This is a genomic window from Streptomyces amakusaensis (assembly GCF_039532665.1).
GTDB lineage: Bacteria > Actinomycetota > Actinomycetes > Streptomycetales > Streptomycetaceae > Streptomyces > Streptomyces amakusaensis.
The window spans coordinates 40,078-53,271 of sequence record NZ_BAAASB010000003.1; the positions used below are offsets into that span (position 1 = coordinate 40,078).

Annotated in this window: 10 protein-coding genes; 6 read left to right on the top strand and 4 right to left on the bottom strand. The window is 71.6% G+C overall.

The features are described 5' to 3' along the window. Positions 1–62: 62 nt before the first annotated feature. The 4 genes from ABD371_RS05300 (at position 63) to ABD371_RS05315 (ending at position 3,180) form a co-directional block, all read left to right on the top strand. The gene (locus ABD371_RS05300; RefSeq protein WP_344473281.1) at positions 63–692 is read left to right on the top strand and encodes a class F sortase; all 630 of its coding nucleotides are present in this window, start codon (positions 63–65) and stop codon (positions 690–692) included. A 53-nt stretch (positions 693–745) separates the two neighbouring features. After that, on the top strand, positions 746–1,327 hold the full coding sequence (locus ABD371_RS05305) for a TetR/AcrR family transcriptional regulator (RefSeq protein ID WP_344473283.1): 582 nt from the start codon (positions 746–748) through the stop codon (positions 1,325–1,327). A gap of 114 nt (positions 1,328–1,441) precedes the next feature. Next, entirely contained in the window at positions 1,442–2,203 is a 762-nt protein-coding gene (locus ABD371_RS05310) for an SDR family NAD(P)-dependent oxidoreductase (RefSeq protein ID WP_344473285.1), read from the top strand. 50 nt (positions 2,204–2,253) lie between these two features. Continuing rightward, the gene (locus tag ABD371_RS05315) at positions 2,254–3,180 is read left to right on the top strand and encodes an oxidoreductase (RefSeq protein ID WP_344473287.1); all 927 of its coding nucleotides are present in this window, start codon (positions 2,254–2,256) and stop codon (positions 3,178–3,180) included. Between the two features lie 44 nt (positions 3,181–3,224). Here the strand turns inward: ABD371_RS05315 and ABD371_RS05320 are convergent, their stop codons facing one another. Next, positions 3,225–3,806: a hypothetical protein gene (locus ABD371_RS05320; protein WP_344473289.1), complete on the bottom strand. Its 582-nt coding sequence runs from the start codon at positions 3,804–3,806 to the stop codon at positions 3,225–3,227. Between the two features lie 197 nt (positions 3,807–4,003). Here ABD371_RS05320 and ABD371_RS05325 point away from each other — a divergent pair, with 197 nt between their 5' ends. Both ABD371_RS05325 and ABD371_RS05330 read left to right on the top strand, forming a co-directional pair. After that, positions 4,004–5,950: an APC family permease gene (locus ABD371_RS05325; RefSeq protein ID WP_344473291.1), complete on the top strand. Its 1,947-nt coding sequence runs from the start codon at positions 4,004–4,006 to the stop codon at positions 5,948–5,950. 147 nt (positions 5,951–6,097) lie between these two features. After that, positions 6,098–7,357: an alkaline phosphatase PhoX gene (locus tag ABD371_RS05330; RefSeq protein WP_344473293.1), complete on the top strand. Its 1,260-nt coding sequence runs from the start codon at positions 6,098–6,100 to the stop codon at positions 7,355–7,357. Here the strand turns inward: ABD371_RS05330 and ABD371_RS05335 are convergent. From ABD371_RS05335 to dusB, 3 genes are all read right to left on the bottom strand, one after another. Continuing rightward, positions 7,320–8,369: an ArsR/SmtB family transcription factor gene (locus ABD371_RS05335; RefSeq protein ID WP_344473295.1), complete on the bottom strand. Its 1,050-nt coding sequence runs from the start codon at positions 8,367–8,369 to the stop codon at positions 7,320–7,322. The genes ABD371_RS05330 and ABD371_RS05335 overlap by 38 nt on opposite strands. 475 nt (positions 8,370–8,844) lie before the next feature. Then, on the bottom strand, positions 8,845–11,562 hold the full coding sequence (gene ppdK / locus ABD371_RS05340) for a pyruvate, phosphate dikinase (protein WP_344473297.1): 2,718 nt from the start codon (positions 11,560–11,562) through the stop codon (positions 8,845–8,847). A 372-nt stretch (positions 11,563–11,934) separates the two neighbouring features. Beyond that, a complete protein-coding gene (gene dusB, locus ABD371_RS05345) occupies positions 11,935–13,140 on the bottom strand; it encodes a tRNA dihydrouridine synthase DusB (RefSeq protein ID WP_344473299.1) in 1,206 nt (401 codons plus the stop codon). Between the last annotated feature and the right edge of the window lie 54 nt (positions 13,141–13,194).

Genomic DNA, 13,194 nt, shown 5'->3' on the forward strand with positions numbered 1-13,194 from the left:
TGGGCTCCGGCCCGCCGGGAACGGGGGCGTTCCGTCCCCGTCCCGATCCACTCGGAGGGCCGTTGAGCAGTACGAAGGGCTGGTGTCTCGCCATCGCCGCATGCGCCGGCCTCTGGCTGGTGCAGAACGGCTCCCGGGATGTCACCCCGCCCATGCCGACCGCGGCCGAGGCCTTCGCGGCCGGCCCGCACGCCCATACGGACGCGGTCGCCGCCCCGCTGCCCCCGGCCGGGCCGCTGCGGCTCAGGATCCCCTACATCGACGTCGACACCCCGCTCGTCGGGCTCGGTCTCGCCAAGGACGGCGGGCTGGAGGTGCCGCCGCCCGCCGATCCCAATCTCGCGGGGTGGTACCGGGACGGCACTCCCCCGGGCGCGAAGGGCACCGCCGTCGTCGCCGGCCATGTCGACAACGCCAAGGGGCCGGCCGTCTTCTACGGCCTGGGCGCGCTCAAGAAGGGCAACCGGATCGAGGTCTCGCGCCAGGACGGCAGGACCGCCGTCTTCACGGTCGACGCGATCGAGGTGTACGAGGCGGACGCCTTCCCGGACGACGAGGTGTACGGCTCACGTGGCCGCGCCGAACTCCGCGTGATCACCTGCGGCGGCGGCTTCAGCGAGAAGTCCGGATACCGGGGGAACGTGGTCGCCTTCGCCCATCTCATCGGTGTGCGCGCGGGCACCGAAGGCTGAGCCCCCGGACCCCTTTCTTGACCGCTCGTTCTAGATTGAGTTACCGTCACATCGTGGCAAGGACCAAGGAATTCGATCCGGACGTCGCCCTTCAGGCGGCCCTCGAACTGTTCTGGCGGCGCGGGTACGAGGCGACCTCCATGGCGGATCTGGTGGAGCATCTCGGGATCGGCCGCGCCAGTATCTACGCCACCTTCGGCGGCAAGCACGAGCTGTATCTGAAATCGATGGACCGGTACGCGGAGACCACCACCAACCTGCTGGTCGCGGCCCTCTCGACACCCGGCCCCGCGCTGCCCGGCATCCGGGAGACCGTGCGGCGGCTCGCCGCCGAGTGCGGCGACGAGCGGCGGCTGAAGGGCTGCCTGGTCACCAATACGGCCGCCGAGCTGGCCCCGCACGACACGGCGGCGGCCCACAAGGTCCAGCTGAGCTGGGAGCAGATCGAGACCCTGCTGCACGCGTCGCTGACCCGGGCCAGGGCCCAGGGCGAGCTGCCCGAGGACCGGGACCCGCTGGCGCTGGCCCGGCTGCTGCTGGTGCTGATGCAGGGCGCGCGGATCGTCGGCAAGGCGAGCGACGACCCCGCGCGGGTCCGCGACGCGCTCGAACAGGCCCTGGCCCTGCTCGACTGACCCCGCGCCCGCCACCGCGGGAAACGACCCCCGGCCGCACTCCGGCCGCACTCCGTCACAGGCGGAGCCCTACCCCGATATTTGACCGCTCGTTCTAAAAAGGAGAGTGCCACCATGTCCGATCGATTCAGCGGGAAGACCGTCCTTGTCACCGGCGCCGGCACCGGCCTCGGCCGTGCCGTCGCCCTCGCCTTCGCCGCCGAGGGGGCCGATGTGGTGGCCGCCGGCCGCACCCTGACGACACTGGCGGAGACGGTCGAGCTGATCGAACGGGAAGGCGGCGCGGCACTCGCCGTAACCACCGATGTCACCCGCCCCGACGAGGTGCGCGCCCTGATGCGGTCGACCGTCGAACGCTTCGGCTCGCTGGACATAGCGGTCAACAACGCGGGGATCTTCCGGGGCTTCGAGCCGGCCGCCGACATCGGCGAGGGCGACTGGGAGTCGGTGCTGCGGACCAATGTCACCGGCGTCTGGCTGGCGATGAAGTACCAGGTGGCCCAGATGCGGCGGAACGGCGGCGGCGCGATCGTCAACATCTCCTCCAACCTGGGCGCGCATCTGCGCATACCGAACGCCGCCGCCTACATCACGTCCAAGGCGGCGGTCTCCGCCCTCACCCGCGCCGCCGCGCTCGACCACATCGCGGAGGGCATCCGGATCAACGCGGTCAGCCCCGGCGCGGCCGAGGGCCCCATGTCGCTGCGCCCGGGCGAGACCGACGCCGACCGCACCGAGCGGCTCAAGCACGAGAACCCGCTCGGCCGGGCCGCCTCCGCCGAGGAGGTCGCGGCGGCCGTCCTCTACCTCGCCTCGGACGACGCCGGAGCGGTCGTCGGCACCGATCTTGTCGTGGACAGTGGCTCCTCGGCCTGACGGCTCTTACGCTGAGCGGCCAGACGACGGGCTTTCGAAGGGCGAGTGCGATGGCGGGCTGGCACACCAGGGACATCGCGGATCAGCGCGGGCGTACGGCCGTGGTCACCGGGGCCAACAGCGGCATCGGGCTGATCACCGCACGTGAGCTGGCCCGCAAGGGCGCGCGGGTGGTGCTCGCCTGCCGCGACGAGGAGCGCGGCGAACGGGCCGGGGCCCTGATCAGGGGCGCGCTGCCGGGCTCCGACGTGGAGTTCCGGCGGCTGGATCTCGGCGATCTCGCCTCCGTACGGGAGTTCGCGGCCGGGTACCGGGACGAGCGGCTCGATCTGCTGATCAACAACGCCGGGGTGATGGCCCTGCCGCAGGGCCGGACCGCCGACGGGTTCGAGACCCAGTTCGGCGTGAACCACCTCGGCCACTTCGCGCTCACCGGGCTGCTGCTGCCGAAGCTGCTGGGCACTCCGGGCGCGCGGGTGGTCAGCGTGTCCAGCATCGTGCACGCGGCGGCCGATCTGGACATGGGCGATCTCAACAGTGAGCACCAGTACCGGCGGTGGATCGCCTACGCCCGCTCCAAGACCGCGAATCTGCTCTTTGTCCACGAGCTGGCACGGCGGCTGAGGGCGGCCGGCTCCGGCGTGGTGGCAGCGGCGGCCCACCCGGGGTACGCGTCCACCAATCTCCAGACGGCGGGGCCCCGGCTGGAGGGGCGCAGGGCCGTCGAGCGGGCCATGGCCCTCGGCAACCGGCTGCTGGCGCAGTCCGCGACGGCGGGCGCGCTGCCGACCCTGTACGCGGCGACCGCGCCCGGGGTGCGGCCCGACTCCTTCACCGGGCCGGGCCCGTTCGGCTGGCGCGGCGCGCCGAGGCCGTCCTGGCGGGCCGGCTGGACCCGCGACGATGTGGCGGGCGAGCGGCTGTGGGTGGCGTCGGAGCAGCTCACGGGGGTGGTGTACGAGGGGCTGGCCCCCTGAGGCGGCGCGGGGCGGCACTGGCTGGACCGGCTGGACCGGCGGGACTACGTGAGGCCCGAGGCCTCGAACACCCCTCGGGCCGCGTCCGACTCGATCCGGTCGGAGAGCGACCGGAGCACCCCCGAGCCGTCGCGGAGCAGCCCCCGCTCCCGTGCCTTGCGCGCGCCCCGTTCCAGTTCGAGCCAGAGCAGCGGATTGGCGGCGAGGGTCACCGGGTCCACCTCGACCCGGCGGCCCCGCACGTCCTTCAGGACGATCCGCTGGGCGACCCCGCCCCTGCGGGCGACCTGGGTGAGCAGATCGGTGCTGACCCGGCGCTCGCCGAGCAGACCGCGCACACAGAACCAGTGGTGACCGGCCGTCACCCGGGGCGGGTAGAGGACCGCGAAGAGCAGGACGGCGAGGACGGCCCAGAGCAGGGTGCGGCCGAGTTCGACGGTGCCGGCGGCGAGGTCCACCAGATGCAGCAGGACGATCAGGCTGAGGGAGCAGAAGCAGGCGGCCCAGAGGTCGCCGACCCAGCTCCGGTCCTCGGCGAGCACCGCGTGCTCCTCGTCCGCTGCCGCCGCCCCGCCGCTTCGGCTCCCGCGCCCGCTCATGCCCGCGCTCTCGCTCTCGCTCTCCATGAGCGGGACGGTAAGCCTCCGCGTACCGCTCTGTCCGCACCCGGCCACGAGCGCTGACGGGTTTTCTACGCGGCGCGTCAACGTCGTGTGAAGACGGGGAGCCGGGGCGCAAAGGACCCGACAAGAAGGCCCGTGGAGGGAAATTCACGCCCTCACGCTGGGGCTCCAGGCTTCAGCACCGGAGGTTCGCCGTCCCGATGACCACTCTGTTCACGCCCTCCGGCGCGTCCGGTACGTCACCGGCCGCCTCCGCCGAACGCCTCGTACCGCCGCCCGATCTCGCGCCCGTCAGCGCGCCCGTCAGCGCGCCCGTCAGCGCGCCGGACTCCGGCGAGCGGCACCGGCTCACCTCGCTCCAGGGGCTGGCCGCGCTCTCGCTCGACGCGATGGCGTCGGTGGCGTACGGGCCCGAGGCGATCGTCCTCGTCCTGGCCGCCGCGGGCGGTGTCGGGCTCGGCTACACGCTGCCCGTCACACTCGCCATCGCCGTGCTGCTGGCCGTGCTCGTCGCCTCCTACCGCCAGGTCATCGCCGCCTTCCCCGACGGCGGCGGCTCCTACGCCGTCGCCCGCGCCCATCTGGGCCGGCGCACCGGGCTGGTCGCCGCGGCCTCGCTGATCCTGGACTACGTCCTGAACGTGGCGGTCTCGGTGACCGCCGGAGTCGCCGCGCTCACCTCGGCCTTCCCGGGTCTGTACGAGCACCGGCTGTCGCTGTGCCTGGGTGTGCTGGTGCTGGTCACGGCCGTGAATCTGCGCGGGATCGTCGATTCGGCGAAGGCGTTCATCGTGCCGACCGCCGTCTTCGTCGGCTCGATCCTCACCCTGATCACGGTCGGGCTCTTCCGCTCCGCGCCGCTCTCCACGGAGGCCGCCGCCGGCCAGGCCTCGGCGCTCGGCGAGAGCGCCACCACGGTCGGGGCGCTGCTGCTGCTCAAGGCCTTCGCCTCCGGCTGCTCCGCGCTCACCGGCGTGGAGGCGGTCGCCAACGCCGTGCCGTCGTTCCGCGCCCCGGCCGCCAAGCGCGCGCAGCGCACCGAGGTCGTACTCGGTGTGCTGCTCGGGGTGATGCTGATCGGGCTCTCGATCCTCATCGGGCGCTTCCATCTCCAGCCGGTCGAGGGGGTGACGGTGCTCGCGCAGCTCGCGGACGCCTCGCTCGGGCACGGCTGGGGCTTCTACGTGGTGCAGTTCGCGACCGTGGTGCTGCTGGCACTGGCGGCGAACACCTCCTTCGGCGGGCTGCCGGTGCTGATGTCGCTGCTCGCGCGGGACAACTTCCTGCCGCATGTCTTCCGGCTGAAGGCCGACCGCGAGGTGCACCGCCACGGAGTGGTGGCGCTCGCCGCCGTCGCGGCGCTGCTGCTGGTCTTCTCCGGCGGTGACACCAACACGCTGGTGCCGCTCTTCGCGATCGGTGTGTTCGTGGGCTTCACCGTCTGCCAGACCGGGATGGTGATCCACTGGCGGGCCCGCCGGACCGGCCGCTGGGTGCTCAAGGCCGTGCTCAACGGTCTGGGCGCGGTGCTCACCGGGGTGAGCGCGATCGTCGTGACCGCCACCAAGTTCACCGAGGGAGCATGGCTGATAGTGATCGCTCTCCCGGCGCTGGTGGTGCTCTTCGAGCGGGTCCACCGCGCCTACGGCCGTATCGACGAGCGCATCGGCCTGGGTCTGGTGCCCCGGCCGCCGCGCCGGGAGCGCTCGCTGGTGATCGTGCCGGTCTCGCATCTGTCCCGGCTGACCTGTGAGGCGCTCAACGCGGCGGTCTCGCTGGGGGACGAGGTGCGGGCGGTGACCGTCACCCACCAGGACGCCGAGGACCGCGCGGAGTCGGGGGCGCTGCGCCGGGACTGGGAGCGGTGGAATCCGGGGATCGATCTGGTGGAGCTCCAGTCGGACCACCGCACGATAGGGCGGCCGGTCTCGGAGTACGTCCGGCGGATCCACCACTACCACCCGCACACCCGGGTCACCGTGCTGATCGGGGAGGTGGAGCCCGAACGGCTGTGGCAGCGGCTGCTCCAGAACCAGCGCGGGGCGGTGCTGGCGCACGCGGTGCGCCGGGACACGGAGGCGGTGATCTGCCGTCTGCGCTTCCGGCTCACCGATACTGAGCAGGCGTCGAAGTCCCGGAATGCCTGAGAAAGCCCGGATTTCTCCGGCGTCCGAGCCTCGGACGTCAAGGTGGTGTGACCTGTCGTCAACTCCACGCCCGAGGATTCCCTCGTCGCGCGACTCCGCGCCGCCGCCCGGCGGCGCGGGTTGTCACCAGAGTTTCTGGAGCGATGCATGGAACGTCGGAGTTTTCTGCGCACGGCGGTCGTCGGCGGTACGGCGGCGGCGCTGGGCGCTGTCGGCACGGGCGGTTCGGCGGTGGGCGCGTTCGGCGGCTCGCTGTGGCGCGGGGCGGCCGTCACGGGGACGGCCCGGCCGGGCCGGGGACCGTACGGAGCCCCGCTGGCGGCCGACGCCGGGGGGCTGGCGCTGCCCCCCGGCTTCACCGGCCGGGTGATCGCGCGCTCGGGCGAGGAGGTCGCGGGCACCTCGTACGCGTGGCACAGCGCCCCCGACGGCGGCGCGTGCTTCGCCGACGGCACGGGCTGGATCTATGTGTCGAACTCGGAGATCAGCCCCTCGGGCGGCGCGAGCGCGGTGGCCTTCGACGGTTCGGGGGCGATCACCGGCGCGTACCGGATCCTGTCGGACACCCGGCAGAACTGCGCGGGCGGCAGCACCCCCTGGAACACCTGGCTCTCCTGCGAGGAGGTCTCGCGGGGGTATGTCTACGAGACCGATCCGCGCGGGGTGCGGCCCGCCGTGCGCCGGGGCGCGATGGGCCGGTTCAAGCACGAGGCGGCGGCGGCCGACCCGGTGCGCCGGGCGGTGTATCTGACGGAGGACGAGCGCGACGGCTGTCTCTACCGGTTCGTGCCCGCCGAGTGGGGTTCGCTCGCCTCCGGCACGCTCCAGGTGCTCACGGCGGGCGAGGCCGACTCGGGCTCCTTCACCTGGACGGACGTCCCCGACCCGGCCGCCGCCGAGAGGAGGACCCGCGAGCAGGTGCCGGGCGCGAAGCGGTTCAGCGGCGGCGAGGGGTGCCACTACGCCGACGACAGCGTCTGGTTCACCACCAAGGGCGACGACCGGGTCTGGCGGCTCGACCTCGGTTCCGACACCTACGAGCTGGCCTACGACGAGTCCGCGATCAGCGGGGGCGGGCCGCTGACCGGGGTGGACAACATCACGGGCGGCGCGTCCGGGGATCTGTACGTGGCGGAGGACGGCGGCACGATGGAGATCTGCGTGATCACCCCGGAGGGCGAGGTCGCGCCCTTCCTGCGGATCGACGGCCAGCCGGACTCGGAGATCACCGGTCCGGCGTTCTCCCCGGACGGCGGCCGGCTCTACTTCTCCAGCCAGCGCGGTACGAGCGGTGCGGACTCGGGCGGGATCACCTACGAGGTGACCGGGCCGTTCCGGAAGCAGGCCGGCTCCCCCGTGCGGAACTGGGTCAGCAGCCTGTCGCTTCCGCCGGCGCCCCGCCTCTGAGCAGGGCCGCGCCCAGCGGGGTCAGGGTGTGGAGCACCGCGTTGCCGTGGCGCAGCGTGAGCACCAGGCCGGCTTCGCGCAGCACCGCCGCGTGCTGGCTGGCGGAGGCGAGCGACACACCGGCCCTGCGCGCGAGTTCGCTGGTGGTGCAGCCGTAGCGGATGGCCTGGAGGACGGCCGAGCGGGTGTGGCCCACGAGTCTGCCGAGGGAGGGGCCGAGCGCGGTGCCGCCGGTCTCCCCGAAGGCGGGCTCGGGGCTGTGCGCCGCCGGGTAGACCAGGATCGGCGGGAGGGCGGGGTCGCGCAGCACCACGGGCATGCCCCGGCAGAAGAAGGAGGGCTGGAGCAGCAGCCCCCGGCCGTTCAGGCGCAGTTCGCGGTCGACGGGGTAGTCGGACTCCAGCACCGGGGCCCGCCAGCGCAGCACGGGCGGCAGCGAGCAGAGCAGTTCGGCCGCGCCGCCGTCGAGCAGGGCCCGGCCGCGCACCGCGCGGTCCGCCTCCACCCTGGCCTGGATGTGCGCCCAGTACGGCTCGATGGCGGCGCGGTGGTAGCCGCGCAGCACCGAGATGAGCCGGGCGAGCGGTTCGGGCCTGCCCTCGGCGAGTCCGGCGAGCCTTCCGGCCCGTTCGGCGGCGCGCTCGGAGGGTCGCTCGACCGATCGTTCGGCCTGCTGTTCCGGGGCGGTTCCCGCTGACACCAGAGTCAGTTCGGAATGAAGCCGTCCGGCATCGGTGGCGCGGATCGCCTCAAGACCGGCCTCCAGACCTCCGATGCCTTCCGGCGGGGTGAGAAAGTCCGGGAAATAGCCCCGGAGCGGCACCAGTGCGGAGAGCAGGCTTGTTTCACTATTCAACCGCGTCCGGGTTTCCGTACGCCATTCCCCGAACATCTGAGCGCGGCGGCGCTCTCTCAATCGATGAAAACTGAGAATCGTTTCCCACAGGGCATCCGGCCTTGTGGCCATTCTCACCCTGGCCAGGTCGTCGCCGGTGAAATGGATACGCAGCACTGAAACCCCCACTGTTGCACCCGCAATCGCCCCGATCACTGAGTATGCACGTCATCACAGCCGGTCACCACGGAGTTTCAGCCAGAGTTGAAATGTCTCGCCCGGGTCGGGTGCGAACCGAAAGGCTGTACGGCGTCGGGCAGGTTCCTTCTGTCTCCGATGGATGAGTCGAAGACCGTGGGGGGCTTCGCACATCCGGCGGCGGGTGACAGAAGGTGCGGCTCCCTGTCCGGTGGGGTAATGGGGCGCGGCCCGTGGATGGGGATCCACAGGCCGCGCCCCGCCCGCTGTTTCAAAGGGCGAACGACAGAAATTAGGGTTACGTCAAGATCAGGCTACGCGCGTCATGTCGCCTATCAAGGCCCCTGAATTCGACAGGGTCTTTACGGAAGTGCCGAAAGAAACAGAAGGGGACGCCCTGGCCTGTGCAACAGGAGGGGCGGGCGCCCCTGCGGACGCCCCCTCCCAGGCCGCCTCAGCCGGCCGCCGTCCCCTTCGACAGGGCCGCCGCGCGGGCCGCCTCCAGCCGGGCCACCGGGATCCGGAAGGGCGAGCAGGAGACGTAGTCCAGCCCCACCTCGTGGAAGAAGTGCACGGACTCCGGATCGCCGCCGTGCTCCCCGCAGACCCCGAGCTTCAGGTCCGGCCGGGTCGCCCGGCCCGCCGCCACCGCGCTGCGCACCAGCGCGCCGACGCCGTCCCGGTCGATCGTCTCGAACGGCGAGACCCCGAAGATGCCCTTCTCCAGGTAGGCGGTGAAGAAGCTCGCCTCCACATCGTCGCGGGAGAAGCCCCAGACGGTCTGGGTGAGGTCGTTGGTGCCGAAGCTGAAGAACTCGGCGGCCTCGGCGATCTGTCCGGCCGTCAGCGCGGCGCGCGGCAGCTCGATCATCGTGCCCAGCGCGAGCCGGAGTTCGGCCCCGGTCGCGGCCTCCACCTCGGCGATGACCCGCTCGGCCTCCTCCCGTACGATCTCCAGCTCCTGGACGGTGCCCACCAGCGGGATCATGATCTCGGCGCGCGGGTCGCCCTTGGCGTCGATGCGGGCGGCGGTGGCCTCCGCGATCGCCCGCACCTGCATGGCGAAGAGACCGGGGACGACCAGTCCGAGCCGGACGCCGCGCAGCCCGAGCATGGGGTTCTGCTCATGGAGCCGGTGGACGGCCTGGAGCAGCCGCAGATCGTTCTCGTTGTGGTCCTCGCGGGACTCGGCGAGGGCCACCCGCACCGACAGCTCGGTGATGTCGGGCAGGAACTCGTGGAGCGGCGGGTCGAGCAGCCGGACCGTCACCGGGAGGCCGTCCATCGCCTCGAACAGCTCGATGAAGTCCTTCCTCTGGAGCGGCAGCAGCTGCTCCAGCGCGGTGGTGCGCTCGTCGTCGGTGTCGGCGAGGATCAGCCGCTCGACCATCTCGCGGCGCTCGCCGAGGAACATGTGCTCGGTGCGGCACAGCCCGATGCCCTGGGCCCCGAACCGCCGGGCGCGCAGCGCGTCCTCGGCGCTGTCCGCGTTGGCCCGTACACGCAGCCTGCGCACCCGGTCCGCGTAGGCCATGATCCGGTGGACGGCGGCGACCAGTTCGCCGGCGTCCTCGGCCCCCGCGTGCATCCGGCCCTCGAAGTACTCGACGACCGGGGACGGCACGACGGGCACCTCGCCGAGGTACACCTTGCCGGTGGAGCCGTCGATGGAGACGAGGTCGCCCTCCTCGATCACCCTCCCGCCGACCGTCATCCGCCGCCGCTTGGTGTCGACGTCCAGCTCCTCCGCGCCGCAGACACAGGTCTTGCCCATGCCCCGGGCGACGACGGCGGCGTGCGAGGTCTTGCCGCCGCGCGAGGTCAGGATGCCCTCGGCGGCGATCATTCCGTCGAGGTCGTCGGGGTTGGTCTCCCGGCGGATCAGGATGACCCGCTCACCCGAGCGGGACCATTTGACGGCGGTGTACGAGTCGAAGACGGCCTTGCCGACGGCCGCGCCGGGCGAGGCGGCGATGCCCCGGCCGAGGAGTTCGCCCCTGGCCTCCTCGTCGAAGCGCGGGAACATCAGCTGGGCGAGCTGCGCCCCGGTGACCCGCTTGAGCGCCTCGGCCTCGTCGATCAGCCCCTGGTCGACGAGTTGGGTGGCGATCCGGAAGGCGGCCCCCGCCGTCCGCTTGCCGACGCGGGTCTGGAGCATCCACAACTGGCCGCGCTCGATGGTGAACTCGATGTCGCAGAGATCCTTGTAGTGGTTCTCCAGCGTCTCCATGATCTGCATCAGCCGGTCGTACGAGGTCTTGTCGATGCGCTCCAGATCGGCGAGCGGGACGGTGTTGCGGATGCCCGCGACGACGTCCTCGCCCTGCGCGTTCTGGAGGTAGTCGCCGTAGACGCCCTGCTGGCCGCTGGCCGGGTCGCGGGTGAAGGCGACGCCGGTGCCGGAGTCGGGGCCGAGGTTGCCGAAGACCATGGAGCAGATGTTGACGGCGGTGCCGAGATCGCCGGGGATGCGCTCCTGGCGGCGGTAGAGCTTGGCGCGGTCGCCGTTCCACGACTCGAAGACCGCCTTGACCGCGAGGTCCATCTGCTCGCGCGGGTCCTGCGGGAAGGCCCGCCCCGCCCGGGACTCGACGATCTTCTTGAAGCTCTGGACCAGGGACTTGAGGTCCGCCGCGTCCAGATCGGTGTCCACGGTCACCTGCTTGGCGGCCTTGGCCGCCTCCAGCTCCTCCTCGAAGAGCTCGCCGTCGACGCCGAGGACGGTCTTGCCGAACATCTGGATCAGCCGGCGGTAGGAGTCCCAGGCGAAGCGCTCGTCGCCGGACTGCCGCGCGAGGCCGGCGACGGACTCGTCGGAGAGGCCGATGTTGAGGACGGTGTCCATCATGCCGGGCATGGAGAACTTCGCGCCCGAGCGCACGGAGACGAGAAGGGGATCGTCCGCCTGGCCGAGCCGCTTGCCCATGTGCCGCTCCAGGGCGTCCAGGTGGGCGCTCACCTCGTCGCGGAGGGCGGCCGGCTCCTCGCCGGTGGCGAGGTAGACCTTGCACGCCTCGGTGGTGATGGTGAAGCCCGGAGGGACGGGCAGCCGGAGGTTGGTCATCTCGGCGAGGTTCGCGCCCTTGCCGCCGAGCAGATCCTTCAGGTCCTTGTTGCCCTCGGTGAAGTCGTAAACGAACTTCTGGTCCGGCTGATCCTTGATTTCCGACACGGCTCTCGACTCCCCGAGGCTCGGTGGCTGCCCTGACGGCGAGGAACATACCCAGATCGAAGGCATCTGGGTACGTCCACTTGGCCGTCATACGGCCGTAACCACTCGTCCGCCAGCGGATCGAAAGCGGCCCCGCGATCAACCGCTCCCACGCCCTCACTTCAAGGCTTGAAGGCGCGCGCACACAGAGCGACGAGAAGCCCCGGCCGCGTCGACGCCGAGTGCCGAGGGAGCGGGCGGGGGCTTGAAAGGGTGAAGCCATGAAGGGTGGCACCCAGTGCCACCCTTCCGAGAGATGCACCCACCCCCATAACGCTCATCTGAGCGTCACCCCTATCAAGGGTGGCGAGAATCACGTGCCCAGGGGCCGGGTCAGCCGCCCGAAGTGTCCAGTTCCGCGTCCGCGCCGACACCCGCGCAGTCGTACGGATCCTTCAGCCAGCCGTCCGGCAGAACCACTCGGTTGTTGCCCGACGTACGCCCGCGCGGGCCGTCCGCCCCCACCGGCCAGGGCTGGTCCAGATCGAGCAGCGCCAGCCGCTCGTCCAGCTCCGCCAGCGAGGAGGTGATCGCCAGCTGCTTGCGCATCTCCGAGCCGACCGAGAAGCCCTTCAGATACCAGGCCACATGCTTACGGAAGTCGATCACTCCGCGCGCCTCGTCGCCGATCCACTCCCCCAGCAGCTCCGCGTGCCGGCGCATCACACCCGCGACCTCCCGCAGGGTCGGCGCGGCGGACGCGCCCGTCCCCTCGAAGGCCGACACCAGATCCCCGAAGAGCCACGGCCGCCCCAGACAGCCGCGCCCCACGACCACTCCGTCACAGCCCGTCTCCCGCACCATCCGCAGCGCGTCCTCGGCCGACCAGATGTCGCCGTTGCCCAGCACCGGGATCTCCGGGACGTGCTCCTTCAGCCGGGCGATCGCGTCCCAGTCCGCCGTGCCGCCGTAGTGCTGCGCGGCCGTGCGGCCGTGCAGCGCGATCGCGGTGACGCCCTCCTCGACGGCGATCCGGCCGGCGTCGAGATAGGTGATGTGGTCGTCGTCGATGCCCTTGCGCATCTTCATGGTGACCGGCAGCGCCCCCGCGTTGGAGACCGCCTCGTGCAGGATCGCGCGCAGCAGGGGCCGCTTGTACGGGAGGGCCGAGCCGCCGCCCTTGCGGGTCACCTTGGGGACCGGGCAGCCGAAGTTCAGATCGATGTGGTCGGCGAGACCCTCGTCCACGATCATGCGGACGGCCCTGCCGACGGTGAGCGGATCCACTCCGTACAGCTGGATCGAGCGCGGGGTCTCGTGCGCGTCGAAGTGGATCAGCTGCATGGTCTTCTCATTGCGCTCGACCAGCGCCCGAGTGGTGATCATCTCGCTGACGAAGAGCCCCTTGGAGCCCGGGGCGGCCTGCCGCGCCGGGCTGCCGCCGAAGCCCCGGACGCCCTCGGCGAACTCCCGGCACAGGGTGCGGAAGGGCGCGTTGGTGATCCCTGCCATGGGTGCGAGCACCACGGGAGGCTGTACGGCGTGCGGGCCGATGGTGAGCGTCGAGGACGCCGACGGCGACGGGGCGAGCGTGGTCATCCGTCCATTGTCGCGTATCCGCCGACACCGGGCGGCGATCATGGGACGGCCGTA